Source organism: Algoriphagus alkaliphilus, assembly GCF_900103735.1.
Lineage (GTDB): Bacteria > Bacteroidota > Bacteroidia > Cytophagales > Cyclobacteriaceae > Algoriphagus > Algoriphagus alkaliphilus.
The window spans coordinates 26,059-42,685 of record NZ_FMXE01000039.1; the positions used below are offsets into that span (position 1 = coordinate 26,059).

Sequence of the window (16,627 nt, forward strand, 5' to 3'; positions counted from 1 at the left end):
AATTTTAAAAATCAAGAGAAGCTTTAATAGTGTTTAAAACAAATTTATTGAATAGTCCATGAACGGATTCCAGAGCAATTCTATCCTTGATTAAGTCCGTGAAGCCTTAGAACTCCCACCGCGTATAGACCCCGAAATTTTCTTTTGTAATCCGGTTTGGACCAAATTGATCCCAATTGGCTCCGAGGCCAAATCCCAATGATCCCTTTTTTACTCCTGCTCTTAGGTAAAGAAAACTCCGGTTGTGACTATTCTCCGCCAAGCTTTGATTGTAGACAAACTGTAGGCGGCTATACCAAGACCAAGTCTCGTTGATTGGTGGCTTGTATTCATATAGACCGAAAAGTTTTAAATCCTGTGCTTCATTGATCAAATAGTTGAGTACTGTGATGGCTAAAATTTCCCGATTGGCAAAGCTATGCCCCATCCCAACTAATGGGCTAAAACCAACAACAGAATTCCCTTCACCACCGGCTGCTAAGGCAAAACCCTTTTTACCGATATTGTAGTTAATCTGAAACGGAATGACCACGGAGTTTCCCATTTTGTTGTTTTTGTCCCAATTTTCGGAGAAAACCGAAATAGCAAGCAGGTCAAACTTACTGGTAGGGGTAAACTTCTTTTTGACGATCAACTGAAAGTTGAGATGCTCCTGCCCGAAGAAAAATTCCAGAGGTATTGGAGGCGACATGGGTTTAGTTTGTGCTTTTGCTGTCCCCAAAAACATCATTAAAAAAGAAATAAGAACAATTGAGGCGGATAAAACTTGGTTTTTTTGAAGATCGATCATGATTTTGAATTTTTTCAAGTCCAAAGTTAGACCCAGTAGATTTACTGACTCTTGCCCTACAGCAATACCTTGAAGTGTTTTAGCTCAAAGTTCGGCTTTGATTCTGCTGAGGGTGTAGGAAGTAATGCCGAGGTATGAGGCCACAAGCCTGCTTGGAATTCGGTTCAGGATTCCGGGCTGATGGGAGAGTAGCCATTTTAGTCTTTCCAGGGCTGTTTTTCCCTGAAAATCATAAATCCGCTTTTGTGAGGTGATGTAAGCTTGTTCCAGTATGTTTTTGTAGATCAAATTGACTGACGGGACTGTCTCAACAAGTTTAAAAAAGTCAACTTTGGAGATTTTCAGCACTTCGGATTTTTCGACAGCTTGGATGTTTTCGATGGAGGGCATACCTTCAATTAGGCTAGTTAGACTCGTCCCAAATTTATTTTCAAACGCAAAATATCGGGTAAATTCCTGGCCTTCCGGTCCTATATGGTACATCCGCAATAATCCACTAAGCACAAAGAGATTAAAGGTGCACACTTCTCCTTCCCGTAGGAGCAATTCGTTTCGCTTGACTTTTTTTAAAACAAAGAAATCCTTAAACTCGGAAAATTCCTCGGGTGACAGGTGAGTTTTAGATTGAAAATAGCTCAAAAGCTGCTCGTGGGGAGTCATTTCAATTTTTTGGGTTTATTCAACAGCTGAAGTTAAATCCTGTAAATGGGATTGCAACTAGAAGTGGTCATTTGCTATCAAATCTTCTTAAATTTAAGCAAGACTTAACACCATGCTAGCCAATCTCCAGGTAATTCCACGGCTTCCAGCCATCAATTTAGAAGAAACTCAATCTTACTTTGAAAATGCTTTGGGTTTTACCCTTATCAGTCGCTATCCTGAATATTTGATCATGAAAAGCGGAACTACGGAGCTACACTTTTTTGAATTTAAAGAGTTGGATCCGCTCAACAATTATTCGATGATTTACATTCGTGTGGCTGAGGGGATCGAACAGCTCTACCAAGATTTAGAAAGATCAGGAGCGATGATGCATCCAAACGGAAAATTGGAGGTGAAACTCTGGGGTGTTAAAGAATTTGCAATTTTAGATCCCAATCATACCTTACTGACTTTTGGTCAATTGATTTAAAGAATAATAAACTTCACCAAACCTGATCAATGATTGCTCCGGAGATAATCTTGGTTTCCTAGGTTCTCAAGGAATTGAAAGTGATGAAATTACCAATTGGAAAGTGATCTGGAAATCAACCGAAAGTACTTGTTTTCCTAAAGACTAAATTTAGATTCAAAAAAAGAAAAATGAGTTTAGTTTCTGGTCACCTTGCCGATACCATTGATTTCTTCCTTGATCACGTTGGGATTGCCGGTATAGCTGACCGCCCCGATTCCATCCACAATCAGGGAGAGGTCACCTTCACAATGAACTGCCACTCGGCCGATTCCGGAGGTTTTGAGGGTCATAGTCTGTGCAATCAAATCTGATGCGTCCACATTGCCCATCCCGTCATTGGTTAGATTTATCTCATCAGTTTTTCCCTTCAAGTTGATGTTTCCCAACATGGCAAAGTCAGCGTCAATTTTTTTGGCAATCAGCTCAAGTTTAAGATTGCCCATGCCATCTCCTTTGATTTTAATGTCATTTACAATAAATGGGGTCTCGGTTTTTATGTTGCCCACACCTTCGAAAGCAAAATTCTCCAGATCGCCCAAGGTCAAATAGACATCGAGGGATGAGTTTTTGTTGAAAAACTTCTCATTTACTTTTTCAAAGTCCAATTCCAACCAGTCGCCATTTCGATTCACTTTTAATTTTTGCACCAAAGCTTCATCACCTTCAATCCTAAGTGCCGGTTTATCGCCTTGAGAAAGGTAAAGATTGAAGATACCGCTAACCTTTAATTTGGATGCACCCTCGATTTCCCGCTCATCACTGACATGATTTTCAGATTTGCTGTTGAAATTGCCGGTGCAGGATTGGAAGCTTACTGCCAATAGGAGTAGAATAATGGATAAGTTGGTTTTCATAGCTTGTGGGATTGGATTATATTAAATAGTAACCGGGATTCTCTGACTCGAATTTAGCGATCTTCTATGCAAAAGCCGAATACTTGATCTCAGTGATTTATTTCGAAAAAAACTGCCTAGAATGAGCAGTAAAAAATGTGGTTTGGATAAAAAAGAAAATTCCCGTTCAGATTAGATCCGAACGGGAATTTGATGATACAAAAAAACAGAATCGCTTAAGCGACCTTTACATTAATTGCATTCATTCCTTTTTTGCCTCGCTCTGTGTCAAAGGTAACTTTGTCGCCTTCGCGGATAGTGTCTATAAGACCACTTACGTGTACAAAAATTTCCTCTCCTGAGGCATTGTCAACGATGAAACCAAATCCCTTGGTTTCGTTGAAGAATTTTACTGTTCCGGTATTCATTTGGAAAATTTAATATGTTGATATGGCTACTTTGCCGATTCAAAACTAACTGGATTAAAAGTAAAAATTTGATTTTCAGTGATTTTTCTTTTAAAAAGTTAACAAAAAAGTTAAAAAAGTCTGTTTTTGGGCTCAATGGACTACAACCTCCCAATAAATCGCCTATAAAAAGACCCTGAAAAGGGATGAAGTTGTTCAATTCGGGTGTGAAAACCGATACTCACTTTCTTTAATTTCGGTTTTAGACTTAAAAAAAATAAGAATTGATTTAAATTTCGTAGCTGAAAGTATATTTCAATTCTCTCAGTGAATAGTGTTGGCTAGCTTTGAGCATAAGGAAATCTCCCGGGATGTCATTTTTTGTTTTGCGTAATTATCCCTTCTGCATTCAAAGATTTAGCGGAAGAGTTTTTGTCTATACCCAATTCCTGAATCTTAGGATTGGAAAAAATGACTTTAGTCATAAATGGCTTAAAATCGGTCAAATTCAAGGCTTTTAATTTCATTTTTGCGTTAGCAAAGGAGAGGAATGACGGATTTCTGATTTCCTTTTCAACTTTCTAATTCCACCAAATACTATGAGAACACTTGAAAACAAAGTCGCTATTATCACAGGAGCAGCATCAGGAATTGGCAAAGCCGCCGCTATCCTTTTTGCAAAAGAAGGTGCCAAAGTAGTCGTCTCCGACATTCAGGAAGAACTTGGAAAAGCCCTTGTTAGTGAAATTAAGGTAAGCGGAGGGGAAGCTGTTTTTTTAAAAGCAGACACCTCCATACCGGCTGAAAATGAAGCCCTGGTAACAGCTGCAATTAAGCATTTTGGTAAATTGGATATTGCAGTGAATAATGCCGGAATCGGTGGTCCATTGGGAATGACTGCAGATTATCCCCTGGATGGATGGCAAAAAGTCATCGATATTAACCTTAGCGGGGTATTCTATGGGATGCATTTTCAAATTCCCGCACTGGAGAAAAACGGAGGAGGAGTGATCGTAAATATCGCCTCGATTCTGGGAATGGCAGGCACGCGTTTCTCTCCTGCTTATGTGGCTGCCAAGCATGGCGTGGTGGGACTGACTAAGGCTACGGCACTCGAATATGCCCCAAAAAACATCCGGGTAAACTCGATCGGTCCCGGGTATATTTTGACCCCACTTTTGACCAATGCATTGGATGAGGTGACCCTGAAGCAGGTTGAGATGCTGCATCCTATCGGACGCTTGGGGACTTCAGAAGAAGTTGCAGAACTGATTCTCTGGCTAGCATCTCCTAAATCTTCCTTTGTGACAGGATCTTATTATCCGGTGGATGGAGGTTATTTAGCGCAGTAAAAATCCAAAAACACCTTCGCGATTTTAGAAACCCCGAAGGTGTTCCTTTGATAAGGACGGATTTTTCAGTTTTACATTTTTTAGATAGCTCACATAACTTTATTCCGACCGAATCAAACGCTACGACGAACAGTTCCAAAGTGTGATCACACTGACGGAGGAATTAGCGATGAATCAAGCAAGGCTGGCCGATCAGGAAATTGCCTCGGCTAATTCCTCCAAATTTTGCCAGTGTTGACGGAAGTGTGAAAATCCCCGAGCCTATCATTCCCCCGGCTAAGGGGGATATTACCGTGATCAAACCCAGGCTTCGTGTATTTTGACAATTACCTGGAGGGATTTCACATTCCTTTTGTTCACGAAAGCCTAAATGCGGTACTGGATTATTCCCAATATGAAACGGTACTCTATCCAAATGCCAATTTGCAAATTGGACATTCCTCCGGAGGCGAGCATGTATTTGATCTTCCCCCCGAACATGAAGATTACGGCAAGCAGATCAGCGCTTATTTTTTTTGGATATTCCCAAATATGATGTTTAATTTTTACCCTTGGGGTTGTTCGATCAATATAGTGAAACCCATCGCACTCAACCGAACGAAAGTCAGCTTTATCACCTATGTCAATGATGAAAGTAAACTGGATACCGGTGCTGGTGCAGCCTTGGACAAGGTCGAGCGGGAGGACGAGTTTGTGGTTGAGGGAGTGTTCAAAGGAATGAATTCAAGGATATACCAGACAGGTCGATTTTCTCCCCAAATGGAAAAAGGAGTGCATCATTTTCATAGCTTGCTGGCCCAATACATCAACTAATCATTCCATGATTCTAACGCATCGAGTTAAAGCTTTTCAAGAACTCACATTAAACGAGCTTTACGAATTGTTAAAGCTGAGGTCTGAGGTATTTGTGGTAGAGCAGAATTGTGTGTTTCAGGACATGGACGATAAGGATCAGAAATGTCATCATGTGATGCTCTATTCAGATGGAGTTCTGGTAGGGTATAGTAGGCTAGTTCCTGCCGGTGTTTTCTACAAGGAAATGGCAATTGGAAGAGTCGTTACTGCGCCATCTGTCAGAGGTAAAGGACTGGGCAAAGTGCTTATGGAATTATCTATTGACTATTGCCGTCAGCTATTTGGTCCCGGAGCCATCCGTCTCGGTGCACAAACCTACGCGCTTGGATTTTATTCTTCCTTGGGTTTCGTGGCTGAGGGAGATACCTATGATGAGGATGGAATTGAACACATCGAGATGGTCAGAAAAAACTAATGCGGCGAGTTTTTTACTTAAAAGGAACCAAAAGATTTTTTCACCACGGAGTTTTTTTTAGCCACTAAGGACACGAAGGAGCATAAAAGTTTTTTTACCACGAACCTGCCTACCCAGGCAGGTTTTCGCAGAAAAGGACGCTGATTTTCGCAGAATATTTCCCACAGACCTGACTTCCGTCAGGCAAGTTGATAACAGAAAAAATCACGGATGGATACAGATTTCTAATGCCAATCTCAATTTTCTCCCGCCCTCTGTGGTTATTTTTTTTTTTTAGCAGTCTGAAGATTGCATAATTATTTCAGCCTACTCAACACAAAATCCCTTCCGTTTTCATAGAATATCCGATTTGCTATCCGATCAATAGGCCAGTTCTGTGGAAGAAATAAGCCATTTGTGATGATGGTTTTTTCGAATTCCTTTACAAACTTTTTCTTCAGAAAATCGATCTTCTCGCAGCTTGTACACCAATCGATGGCCTCGATCAAACCGTCAAAATCAGATCCAATACACAGGATCTTTGTCAGCATCTTTTCCACTCCGGCTACTCCGTCCCAGTCTTTGCCCAACTTTACACAGTGAAGAATTTGGTTAAGGAAATGGTGGAACTGGTGCGGAGCGATATCCGTGGAATTCCCGGTTATTAAATCCGTCAATTCTTTCGCATCGGCACACTTGTAAAGGAGCTTTCCTTTGGTAGAGTTAAACAAGCCCAAGGCTTTGTTTTCTTCGTTGGAGAGGAAGTCTGTATCTGTCAGGATTTTTTTTGTACCCATTCCTCTGAGGGTGATTGATCCCACATTATCTGAAAAGGAGTCCTGATTTAATCTCCAGGCCTTGGTGTAGCCCAAAACCCGCTCATCCAATGAAATCCCCAAAAGTCCATCGGAATCATAGATGGCTTTGATGTCTTCATCAAACAAATTGATTGTGGTAGCATTGAATCCCGGGGAGGGGAAATTGTTGAATTTGTATTTGGCAGGTTTACCCACCTTCACCCGATAGCAATCTCCCTCCTTTCGGGAGGAGTAGATGTAATCGCTGAAACTTTCGGAATCGGATTGGAATCGGATTCCGCAAAGACCCGAATGGGATGAAACGAGCGGACTCGTTATACTATGTGCGGCCCTGTATTTGTAAAGCTGAAATCTGGCTTGCGGACTCATGTGCTTTATGTCTGTGCAGATTTCCTGCTCTTCCAGCAGCGTAACTAACTTATTTCCGAAATCTGTCAGTCCGCTATGAATTGGCCTCAGATCTTTTTCATCAAAATTGCTCACGCGCATGCCGTCCATGGCGTAGGCCTGATTGCAAAATGCGCTGTTCATTCCGTCAATATGGGTTAGGTTGGCCATCAGTACTTTGATGTTTCTATTTTGGAGTTTTTTGAGGTTTCTGCGGATATCCTCCAAAATCACCGCGCCATTTTTCTCTCCCAGATTGCTACGCAAAGAATGAATTCCTTCGACCGAACAGACCACATAAAGGGTATTGGCGGTTGCCTCGTTCCATTGGCTTTTAGCAGTGAGAAAAACAACTTTACGTCCCGGCTGGTAAGGATCATTTTCCGGCAATAATGCCAGGTCATTTTCCACAATAGAAAAGGCATTTTTCTCTTTGAGCAGGTCTTGGTAGCGGTCTATGCTCAACACCGTTCCAAATCGTGTGTTTCGGTATTTATCCAAAAGCTTCATAAATACCTTTTTGCTGCTCAGGGATTTGACCAAGTCAATGTCCGGAGCAAATAGCGGCATCACGACCAACTTGTAGTTGGATTGGATAAGGAGGTCAGGCGAGGACTGGGAGCTAAACATCTTGTCGATCAGTCCCAAAGCAAAGATCTTCAACAATTCGGGAAGTCCATCTTTCAGGTCTTCTTTGGTAATGGCTTTCCAGGGGCTGGTGGAGTTTCCTTTTTTTGAAAACTGATTTTTTAAAGTCAGATGCAGGTGTGAATCAAAGAAGTGGGTCATGGTAAAATGATTTAGAGAAAAAGGGTAGAGGAGATCGTTGGAATGGAAGTTTTTACAGTTCTCTTTTTGCGGATTGCGTCCGTTTCAAGCTTTTGGACCCGGACAGTGTCCGTCAGAGCGGATCGTATTTTCCTTTGGAAAAAGTTTTTGAATCGATGCATGGACTGCAAATAAAAATGTGCAACAAAAGGATCTAATGCGCTAAAAATCAACGCATACGAATTTAGGGATTTTTTTGAAATCGGAAATCTTCTTAAAAGAAAGGATCTGAAGTTTGGGCTAAAGCCGAAAAACATCTGCCTGCTTTTTTATACCTCCTGCTGAAGCAGGAGGATATTGATGGCGGAGAAATGCTTGAATTAAAATCCAATTCTGACTATAACACTCCGCCATCAATAGGAATGCGGCTTTAGCCCGTTCCTCCGAGAATCTATCAATTTAACAATTCTCAATTCCTTGATAGAGCAACCCAACCTCTTTCCCCCAGTCACCCCAACCGCACAAAGCGGATCATTGGTCATAATGGCCAAAGAAGTGACCAAATACAAAACTATCCCTTCCGAATCGCTGAAATACTCCGCTTGCATTACTCCAAAATAATCCCGGATTTCTCCCAGTTTTTGCCCTTTCCCCGTCATGAACTCCGGCGGTCAAGAGAAATGCCTTACCGGGATTGGTACCATGGATAAAGGTAAAGGGCATTTCCACGGGAGTTCCGGACACAGGAATAAAGCCTCTGGATTTGGAGTTTGAACTGGTTCCGTCCGGGAGATAGGATTGAATTAAATCGATCATGCTGTTGATTATTCTTAGGATTGGAAAGTACAAAAGAAATCGGTCTTAACATGAGACGGATGTTCAGCAAAATTTACCTTGGAAAATGGACCCTTGCCAGCGGATAATTATGCATCACTCCAAAGTATATTTTTAATTTTTGGACACGATTGCGAAGAATAATAAACTAATTTGATTATCCGCAATCCTGCCAGTAATTAAGAAATATGCTTTAGAAGTTGCGGATAATCGTCCACAGACGACAGTCAACTGTCCACGGCTCGTTTTTTGGAACTTCAAAACTTAATTTATTTGGCTACTGGTAGGAATGCGGATATACAGATAAACTAATTTCAATCCTCAACTTTTATTCAACTGACTCCATCAATCCATGCCTGATTCGCCAGACCCGATAGAAAAGCGTCTTCAACTCAAGATGGCCGAACGCCTGAAATTGGATCACTTGCCTCGCTGGGTACATGGGATTGGACTTGGTGGTACGGCACTGGTTTTTCTGCTTTCTCTTCTGGTATTTGCTGTATTCAGGGAGGTACCCGTATGGGCCGATTGGGTGCCGGCGGATGAATTTCTCCATCCCGAGTATGCAGAGCGCATGTATCCCGACAGCGTCTTTCGCACCCGGATGAATACCTGGTCCAACCTGGTTTACATCTGTTTTGGTTTTTATGCCATTGCTCTGGCCATCTACGATTGGAAGCGAAAACTGCCCCTAACGCGAGGATACCTCACTTTTGTACCTGTGCAAACCTTTCTTTTTGGACTGTCAGGGATTTACTTGGGATTGGGAAGCGGCTTTTTTCATGCTTCCCTGACACGAAATGGCCAGCAGTGCGACGTAGGGGCGATGTATGCCACGCTGATTTGCCTGGTTGCTCTCGCCCTTGGGAGTTGGCTGCCGCAAATTCGTGTACTTAAAACCCATCAAATTATCCCTACCTGGCCTGTATTGGCGTTTTTTGTGATTTATGGTTCCCTGTATTTTACCTATTACAAATGGGACTATTCTTTTGCTAAGATCTCGGGCTATCTCAGCGGGGTGCTGATTCTCTTTGCGGGAGTCAGTGCGATCACTCCGGGCAAATACCTTCAAATTCGCTGGTTTTTGGGAGGAGTGGTGGCGATCGTGCTGGGTTCCCGAACCCGGGATCTGGACATCGCCGGTGAGTTTTCCGGGCCGGATTCCCTGCTACAGGGTCATGCGGTCTGGCACCTGATTACCTGTTTGATGTATGTGTCCTTGTTTTTATACTTTCGGTCGGAGGAGAGGGAGGATCAAAAGAATAGTGATTAAGATTGTTCTAAGTCCTTTAGCGCGGTGCCTTTATTGATTTCATTTAAAAAAGTGAGAGCATCATGCGGATCAGTGGGTTCTTCATCTGTCAAACCCAAGACTCAAGTTCATGCCATTGGTGATTGGGTTCGTGGTCCTAGGGGAAACATTGAAGAAGGATGATATCTTGTGTCTAAAGAATTTAAAAATCAATTTAGGTAGTTACGAATGATGCTTACTGTTATTTTTTCTAAGTCCCAATCTTCCTTTGGAACTGCCAACATGATTTGATTATCCCACCAATAATAATTGGGAAAGGTTGTATTGGCCTGAACTGCTTCTCAAAAAGGCTCTATGGCAGACTGGAGTCCGATATAAATCCCCTGAAAAACCACTTCTAGGCAAACCTGAAAATAGCCTGAAAAAATACAAGCTGGTCATCTTTGTATACAGTGCTTTCTGGCATGGCTACGATTGGGAAAACAGTAAACTTGCTATCAAATCCAACCGGAAATTCTGGATCGCCAATATCAAATGAAATTTGCAACCGGATCTTGAAAGTAATACCAATTACTAAGCAAAAAGGGTAGATTTTTAGTAGGTGTTGGATATTTAGATGATTAGTTCTAAGTTTAACTTTTTCTAAAAAGGATTTACAAATAGCGTAAGCCTAATCTAATTTGTCAAATTTTACTCTTTATAGATGTTTCAAAAAACAAATATTTTGAAGGGGTATATACTGATCAACGTTTTAACGAGATGAGCTTTCAAGTCCATGAAATTTAAATTTCCCGCGAAATGATTGACAAAAAAATCACTTCACTTATTGGTAAAGCCATCCGGGAAGGGAAATTTCTGAACATTACCTACAAAAACAAGGAAGGGGAGATTACACCTTTTTGGATCAGCATCCTTGATATAAGCGCAAAAGATGAACTGTGGGTAAACATGTTTAATGTGACAAAGGATGAACCACTCCTAGGCAAAAAAATATTTATTTCATCGATCCAGAGTGCTGAAATCCTAAAATTCTCCCATAGTGAATCTTCAGAGAAACTGATCAAAAAGCTGGATGAGGATGAAAGTTTACAGGTCTATGAATTTGATCCGTATGATAACAACATATTGAATTACTATCTGGAATGCTACAAAGCCAATAAAGATCCCTTCTTGCACAAATCTCATTTAATCCATGGAGTGGATTTGGCAGAATTGGCAAAGGAAAATCCATATTCCTTAAAGGACCAACAGCTGAAACAGATCATAAAAGAGATCTATAATAACGATTACCGCAAGTATTATGAATACGAGCTTGCGATCAGTGAATTTTCAATTGATTTACCCTCTAAAGGCAAATTTGTGATTGCCTACAGAAAGCTCACCCTTGATCCAGTAAACAAAAAATTACATGTGGGTAGCAAAACACAGTTCAATTCGAATTTCTATATCAAAGATGTCAAGCACTCCTTGGCTTATTACACTGATTTAAATCCTACTGATTTTGAAGCAGTTTACACCAAGGATCAGTCGGAAGCCATTGAATTATTGAAGGGCAATTTCAAAACCGGCGAATTGATCAATACAAGGCCGGAACTTATTGTTCTGGGATATGCGCAGATAGATATAGCTGGGATTTATGACAACATCCATGCAGAATATAAGAAGGATGAAATGGAAGTTCCGCTTAAAGCCTTCTTTCAAAAACTGTCATTGCTGGATAGGAAAAACCGAAAGGAGCCGCACATCGTGCTGTACGATCAGAACATAAATATTGATCAGATTCAAACCATATATAATGCACTGAAATACCCCATCACCTATGTGCAGGGACCACCGGGAACGGGTAAAACCCAAACTATTTTAAATATCATTGTCAATTGCCTTACGAATGGCAAAACGCTATTGATCTCGTCAAACAACAATGTGCCCATTGACGGGATTAAAGACAAGTTATACTTGGGCAAATACCGAAACAAAGAAATAATGCTTCCTGTACTTCGGCTTGGAAACAATGAGTGCGTAACACATGCCATCAAGGCAATTAAGGAATGGTATGCTTTTGAAACCAATGATGTGCCAAAGGAAAAACTGCTGTATAATCTCAAAGAAACGTCAAAAGAGAAAAACCGAAAATTGCTTGAGAAAATTCAAAATCATGAGACTAGAATTGAACAGTCGCAAAATCTCGAGTTTGTAAGCAGTCTGCTGTCAAAAGCCGGGAATCATTTGCTGGAAAAGGAAAAACTTGCCATTGAAGAGAAACTGAGCCAGATACCGGAGACCAGCAATGATGATCTGGACGATTTATATGAAGTTATTAAAGATAATCACCAGCTTTTGCAGTTTTTCTACTTCGAATCCTTGAAGTATGTAAAGCGTCTCAGGTCAAAGGAATATGCTGATCTAATAGGAATACTTGACATTGAAGAATCCGAAAAACAAATAAGAGAATTCAATAAATGGCTTGCCATTGATGAGAACTTGGAAAAGCTTACCAAAGTATTTCCCATTATCCTGACTACCAATATATCGAGCCGCAAGCTTGGACGGAAATTTAAGTTTGATTTACTCGTAATAGATGAAGCGGGTCAATGCGATATTTCCACAAGCTTGATTCCTATTTCAAAGTGCCAAAACATGGTTCTTATTGGCGACACAAACCAGCTGAAGCCAATCGTCGTTTTTGAAGAGAGTACTGGCCATCAACTGATGCGGATGTTCGGTATGGACAGTACCTATGATTATCACAATAATTCTATCCTGTCACTATACAAGAGGATAGATAATATTTCCAGGGATATTTTGCTGAGCTATCATTATCGCTGTGGAGAAAAGATTATCAACTATTCAAACATGCGGTTCTATGAAAACAAGCTGAACCTTTCGAAGATTAAAACTAAAGGGGAGCTGAAGCTGATTGATGTGAATAATGTAAATCAACAGAATAGAAATGCCTCAATTGATGAAGCAGCAGAGATCGTAAAATACATTGCAGACCATCAATTAAAGGATGTTTTCATCATCACCCCCTTCCGCAACCAAGAAGCAGTTTTGAATCATTACCTGGGAAGGGCAAAAGCCAATAATGAAATAGACAATTCGGTAAGTTGTGGTACGATTCACAAAATTCAAGGGCAGGAGAACAGAACCATCATCATATCCACCTCCCTATCAAGAAATACTTCTCCCAAAACCTACGACTGGATAAAGAACAACAGCCAGCTAATCAATGTCGGAGTCACAAGGGCCCAGGAAAATTTGATTGTGGTTGCGGACAAAAGAGCTATAGATATACTGTCGAGAAAAGATGATGATCTATATGCGTTGGTTGACTATGTTCAAAAAAATGGCACCATCCAGATACCACAAAGCACGGCAAACAGGTTTACCATCGGGTTTTCGAATGACTCAAAATTTGAAGATGAATTCTATAAAACGATGAGCCACTATTGCTCCGTCCAGGGTAGCCGATTTGAAAGAAATGTGAAAGTTTTGGATGTCTTGCCGGAAGAAATCGATAATCAAGCGGTCAACAAGAAGGAATTTGATGGAGTGATTTATCAGGGTCGGGTACCAAAGGTTGTCTTTGAAATCAACGGCACAGAACACTACAGAAACAGAAAGCGGATTGAATCGGATAAAATAAAAATGGAACTGCTCCGATCCAAAGGAATCAACTTAATTACCATTCCTAATCCCTACGTCAAACATTACGAATTCATCCGGGAATTGATGAATAAGATCAAAGGAGGTGTGTACCAAAAATCATTGTTTGATGGATATGATCCTATTGTTCTTACTTAAGAAGTGAATGATTTCTATCAAGCCAAAGGATGGACCGTATTGAGGTTTTGGGACTTTGAGGTGAAGGGGGAGGTGGGGTCCTGTCTTAAAAATGTTTTGGATCACATATGCACCAGACTGAAAAAATCTAAATCTTATTGAATAAAAAAATTAGAGTTTGTTTATTTTGTATTGTCTATCCCCTGCACCCCTCTGTCCTAAATGCGCATCTTGCAGGGCTTTTTTTGCCAATTGCTTAACCTTTTGATCCCGTCCATAAATAGGAACGCGGCTTTAGCCAGTTCCTCCTGAAATCAGCATGCCTTCAGGTGCTTTAGCCAAATTTCTTGACATTTAATGTCAAATGGTTTTCCGAATTTATTTAAATAAGAAATTCTATCAGGTTTTGGGTATTTTTAAATTTGATTTTGAAACTAAGTTTTTGCCATTAAATTTGATACTATGTATGAAGGTAGAGAAAGAATCAGGTACATTGACCTCTTTTGTGGAATAGGGGGGTTCCGAGTTGCATTTGAGGAGGCCTGCTCAGAGTCTGATGTGGTTCCAGTTTGCGTCATGTCTTCAGACATAGATGAATTTTGTAAGGACTCTTATGAACTTAATTTTGGGGAAAGACCGAAAGGAGACATTACCAAAATTGATGAAATGGATGTTCCAGACCATGATATTTTATTTGCGGGTTTTCCATGTCAGCCATTCAGTATAATTGGCAACATGCAGGGATTGAATGATATTAGAGGTACATTGTTTTTTGATATTGCTAGAATTCTTGAAGCAAAAAAACCAAAAGCTTTTGTCCTTGAAAATGTAAAGCAATTAGTTGGGCATGATAAAGGAAATACCCTGAAAATAATTCTTCAGACACTTAAAGATCTTGGATACACTGTTCAATACAAAGTTTTGAATGCATTGGATTTCGGCTTGCCTCAGAAAAGAGAACGCGTTGTGATCGTTGGACACAGGGATCCTATATTATTTACTTTTCCTTCTCCAATAAAGCCATTTAGACCGCTAACAGAAATTCTCGAGCAAGAAGTGGGGGAAAAACATTTTGCCTCGGACTACATCCGGGAAAAAAGAAAAGAAAGTCACAAGTCAGCCTTCAACCCAAGTATCTGGCACGAAAATAAATCAGGGAATATCTGCTCTTACCCTTACTCCTGTGCCTTAAGAGCTGGTGCTTCCTACAACTATTTGTTGGTAAATGGGGAAAGAAGACTAACTCCAAGAGAAATGTTTCGTCTTCAGGGATTTCCTGATTGGTATCAAATTATTGAAAATGATGGTCAGGCTAGAAAACAGGCAGGGAATTCAATTCCTGTCTCAATGATCAAAGCTGTGCTTCAAAAGCTTCTTCCATATGTTGCACTATCATTGGATGAAGCTGTTTTACTTAGGGATGTGGAAATCCAATACAATATAGCTTAATGGATGATCAAAATTTTTCTCCAAGATTAAGGACAGTAAGTAAAACTAGCCCTGCATTTCCCTTAAATCAATTCGGTGCCGAATTTCCTTATTCCTTAGGTAGGGAAATTATTTATTTGCTTGCTACAAAAGGAAAAGGTGTGCTAGAAGGAGCAGAATGGGAAGAGATTTTTGCTTCATGTATAGGTGCAGAATGGAAACCCTCAAATGTCGGACTAGATGATGTAGTGTTGGGTAACACGGCATGGGGTGCCAAAACTGTAAAATCTTCAATTAGAGACTTCAGGAAATTAGAAAAAGTCAGATTGATTTCTGGCCGAAATTCTACAGTTTATTCCTATGGTGGCACCATTGATCCAACTGCCGACCCAAATGTTATTGGAGGATTAGTCTTAGGGATCTGGAATGAAAGAGTCTCATCCATTCGAGAAAAATTCAAAAACCTGCGAACCGTAGTCTTGGTCAAATCGGAAGACCTTACACAAGTTGCAGTTTTTGAATATGAAACAATTCGTTATGATCCAGAATTGTTTGTGTTTGGATGGAATAAGAACAAAAACTTGGAAGGATTTTTAAAAAGTACAGGTAACAAAAAGTTTGTATGGCAACCTCATGGGTCTCAGTTTACCATCATAGAAGATGTGCCAAAAGATTGTCTGATTATTAAGATAAGGCAGCCAGTTCCTCTGGAGAAACAGAGTATTCTAGATGCAATGGGCTTCGATAAAGGATGGATCAGTATTGAGAAAAGAGAGGATTTAGAATAAAAACCAATCTGACTAACAGTTTAGAAAGATTGGATGTTGGAGAAGATGATTTGTTCAAAACATTTCCTCTCCACCGACCAACCTCAAACATGTCCATCCTGTGGCCTGCGAACAGAAATATTGGCTGACTTAAGCCATACAACCAGCCAAATCCAGATTCATCAATGTCCGGATCTAATGTGTGGATTTCAATTTGTCGTTTTTTCTGAAGAAGAACAGGAACTTTTTCTCATTGAGGAACTTGAAGAGTACTGAGTGAGGGAGTAGAACTGTGAAAGGAAAGGGTTAGCCATCCTTAAAGATTTTTGAGTGAGAGATAACGCTTGAACTCTGCCCTGCTTCCACTAAATATTGTCAGGATAGGCTCGCGGGGAGGATTTGCCAGCGAGCCAGTGTTCGGCCACGTGCGGTTGGAGCTTTGGCAAATCTTGACCTTATGGTTCTTTTGCGTCAAGGCAAAAGAACAAGAAAAATGAAATTAAATCAATGCTGTCCTAAACAATCTTAGGGATTGTTGAAGTTATGGGTTTTTCTTTTGTTGAGACTATTTTTTGTAGAAATCTGGAAACAGAACCCCCTGTAGGCTTTTTGCAGGTGGTTTTTCATGGTTTTCAAAGGGTTTGTCGAGCCATTTTTGGAGTTCAATTTTGACAAAGATATTCAGTCGGATAAATGCGACCAGATTGGACAGGTGCCACCCAAATTTAGCCGTAGCTTTCATGACCTTGAGCAGTAAGATGGTGATCAAAGCGGTCCAGATTTGG

The 16,627-nt window shown here is 40.5% G+C and carries 15 protein-coding genes and 1 pseudogene; 9 read left to right on the top strand and 7 right to left on the bottom strand.

Translation table 11 applies throughout. The annotated features are described in order from the left end of the window. Window positions 1-106: 106 nt before the first annotated feature. Together BLQ81_RS19365 and BLQ81_RS19370 are read right to left on the bottom strand one after the other, a co-directional pair. Window positions 107-790 carry a hypothetical protein gene (locus BLQ81_RS19365; RefSeq protein ID WP_139183681.1) on the bottom strand — a complete coding sequence of 228 codons (684 nt, stop codon included), beginning with the start codon at window positions 788-790 and terminating at the stop codon, window positions 107-109. 84 nt (window positions 791-874) lie between these two features. Further along, on the bottom strand, window positions 875-1,450 hold the full coding sequence (locus tag BLQ81_RS19370) for a Crp/Fnr family transcriptional regulator (protein ID WP_092733895.1): 576 nt from the start codon (window positions 1,448-1,450) through the stop codon (window positions 875-877). A 112-nt stretch (window positions 1,451-1,562) separates the two neighbouring features. On the opposite strand from BLQ81_RS19370, the gene BLQ81_RS19375 reads away from it, so the two are divergent. After that, on the top strand, window positions 1,563-1,922 hold the full coding sequence (locus BLQ81_RS19375; RefSeq protein WP_092733898.1) for a bleomycin resistance protein: 360 nt from the start codon (window positions 1,563-1,565) through the stop codon (window positions 1,920-1,922). Window positions 1,923-2,098: 176 nt separating this feature from the next. Here BLQ81_RS19375 and BLQ81_RS19380 read toward each other — a convergent pair whose 3' ends face one another. Both BLQ81_RS19380 and BLQ81_RS19385 read right to left on the bottom strand, forming a co-directional pair. After that, window positions 2,099-2,818 carry a head GIN domain-containing protein gene (locus BLQ81_RS19380; protein ID WP_092733901.1) on the bottom strand — a complete coding sequence of 240 codons (720 nt, stop codon included), beginning with the start codon at window positions 2,816-2,818 and terminating at the stop codon, window positions 2,099-2,101. A gap of 215 nt (window positions 2,819-3,033) precedes the next feature. Beyond that, window positions 3,034-3,225, bottom strand: coding sequence for a cold-shock protein (locus BLQ81_RS19385; RefSeq protein ID WP_092733904.1), 192 nt, complete (start codon window positions 3,223-3,225; stop codon window positions 3,034-3,036). Between the two features lie 578 nt (window positions 3,226-3,803). Here BLQ81_RS19385 and BLQ81_RS19390 point away from each other — a divergent pair. The 3 genes from BLQ81_RS19390 to BLQ81_RS19400 all read left to right on the top strand — a co-directional run bounded on the left by BLQ81_RS19390 (window position 3,804) and on the right by BLQ81_RS19400 (window position 5,826). Then, window positions 3,804-4,556 carry an SDR family NAD(P)-dependent oxidoreductase gene (locus BLQ81_RS19390; protein ID WP_092733907.1) on the top strand — a complete coding sequence of 251 codons (753 nt, stop codon included), beginning with the start codon at window positions 3,804-3,806 and terminating at the stop codon, window positions 4,554-4,556. A gap of 312 nt (window positions 4,557-4,868) precedes the next feature. Next, window positions 4,869-5,369: an SRPBCC family protein gene (locus BLQ81_RS19395; RefSeq protein ID WP_092733910.1), complete on the top strand. Its 501-nt coding sequence runs from the start codon at window positions 4,869-4,871 to the stop codon at window positions 5,367-5,369. Window positions 5,370-5,376: 7 nt separating this feature from the next. Further along, window positions 5,377-5,826 carry a GNAT family N-acetyltransferase gene (locus tag BLQ81_RS19400; RefSeq protein WP_092733913.1) on the top strand — a complete coding sequence of 150 codons (450 nt, stop codon included), beginning with the start codon at window positions 5,377-5,379 and terminating at the stop codon, window positions 5,824-5,826. A 296-nt stretch (window positions 5,827-6,122) separates the two neighbouring features. Here the strand turns inward: BLQ81_RS19400 and BLQ81_RS19405 are convergent, their stop codons facing one another. Both BLQ81_RS19405 and BLQ81_RS19415 read right to left on the bottom strand, forming a co-directional pair. Then, window positions 6,123-7,799: an amidohydrolase family protein gene (locus BLQ81_RS19405; protein WP_092733917.1), complete on the bottom strand. Its 1,677-nt coding sequence runs from the start codon at window positions 7,797-7,799 to the stop codon at window positions 6,123-6,125. 510 nt (window positions 7,800-8,309) lie between these two features. Further along, complete coding sequence (locus BLQ81_RS19415; RefSeq protein ID WP_092733923.1) at window positions 8,310-8,594, bottom strand: hypothetical protein; 285 nt, start codon at window positions 8,592-8,594, stop codon at window positions 8,310-8,312. Between the two features lie 370 nt (window positions 8,595-8,964). Between BLQ81_RS19415 and BLQ81_RS19420 the strand changes: the two genes are divergently transcribed. From BLQ81_RS19420 to BLQ81_RS19440, 5 genes are all read left to right on the top strand, one after another. Then, on the top strand, window positions 8,965-9,885 hold the full coding sequence (locus tag BLQ81_RS19420) for a ceramidase domain-containing protein (protein ID WP_092733926.1): 921 nt from the start codon (window positions 8,965-8,967) through the stop codon (window positions 9,883-9,885). Window positions 9,886-10,183: 298 nt separating this feature from the next. After that, window positions 10,184-10,402: a PDDEXK family nuclease gene (locus BLQ81_RS19425; RefSeq protein WP_092733929.1), complete on the top strand. Its 219-nt coding sequence runs from the start codon at window positions 10,184-10,186 to the stop codon at window positions 10,400-10,402. A 260-nt stretch (window positions 10,403-10,662) separates the two neighbouring features. Beyond that, complete coding sequence (locus BLQ81_RS19430) at window positions 10,663-13,668, top strand: DEAD/DEAH box helicase (RefSeq protein WP_092733932.1); 3,006 nt, start codon at window positions 10,663-10,665, stop codon at window positions 13,666-13,668. Window positions 13,669-14,109: 441 nt separating this feature from the next. Then, window positions 14,110-15,096 carry a DNA cytosine methyltransferase gene (locus tag BLQ81_RS19435; RefSeq protein ID WP_139183682.1) on the top strand — a complete coding sequence of 329 codons (987 nt, stop codon included), beginning with the start codon at window positions 14,110-14,112 and terminating at the stop codon, window positions 15,094-15,096. Then, window positions 15,096-15,863, top strand: coding sequence for a hypothetical protein (locus BLQ81_RS19440; RefSeq protein ID WP_092733935.1), 768 nt, complete (start codon window positions 15,096-15,098; stop codon window positions 15,861-15,863). Before BLQ81_RS19435 ends, BLQ81_RS19440 begins: the two co-directional genes overlap by 1 nt. A gap of 544 nt (window positions 15,864-16,407) precedes the next feature. Here BLQ81_RS19440 and BLQ81_RS19445 read toward each other — a convergent pair. After that, window positions 16,408-16,627, bottom strand: a pseudogene (locus BLQ81_RS19445) (IS4 family transposase); the annotation flags it as partial.

Coding starts and splice junctions, on each gene's coding strand:
- BLQ81_RS19365 (WP_139183681.1), bottom strand. CDS start 790: ATGATCGATCTTCAAAAAAACCAAGTTTTATCCGCCTCAATTGTTCTT.
- BLQ81_RS19370 (WP_092733895.1), bottom strand. CDS start 1,450: ATGACTCCCCACGAGCAGCTTTTGAGCTATTTTCAATCTAAAACTCAC.
- BLQ81_RS19375 (WP_092733898.1), top strand. CDS start 1,563: ATGCTAGCCAATCTCCAGGTAATTCCACGGCTTCCAGCCATCAATTTA.
- BLQ81_RS19380 (WP_092733901.1), bottom strand. CDS start 2,818: ATGAAAACCAACTTATCCATTATTCTACTCCTATTGGCAGTAAGCTTC.
- BLQ81_RS19385 (WP_092733904.1), bottom strand. CDS start 3,225: ATGAATACCGGAACAGTAAAATTCTTCAACGAAACCAAGGGATTTGGT.
- BLQ81_RS19390 (WP_092733907.1), top strand. CDS start 3,804: ATGAGAACACTTGAAAACAAAGTCGCTATTATCACAGGAGCAGCATCA.
- BLQ81_RS19400 (WP_092733913.1), top strand. CDS start 5,377: ATGATTCTAACGCATCGAGTTAAAGCTTTTCAAGAACTCACATTAAAC.
- BLQ81_RS19405 (WP_092733917.1), bottom strand. CDS start 7,799: ATGACCCACTTCTTTGATTCACACCTGCATCTGACTTTAAAAAATCAG.
- BLQ81_RS19415 (WP_092733923.1), bottom strand. CDS start 8,594: ATGATCGATTTAATTCAATCCTATCTCCCGGACGGAACCAGTTCAAAC.
- BLQ81_RS19420 (WP_092733926.1), top strand. CDS start 8,965: ATGCCTGATTCGCCAGACCCGATAGAAAAGCGTCTTCAACTCAAGATG.
- BLQ81_RS19430 (WP_092733932.1), top strand. CDS start 10,663: ATGATTGACAAAAAAATCACTTCACTTATTGGTAAAGCCATCCGGGAA.
- BLQ81_RS19435 (WP_139183682.1), top strand. CDS start 14,110: ATGTATGAAGGTAGAGAAAGAATCAGGTACATTGACCTCTTTTGTGGA.
- BLQ81_RS19440 (WP_092733935.1), top strand. CDS start 15,096: ATGGATGATCAAAATTTTTCTCCAAGATTAAGGACAGTAAGTAAAACT.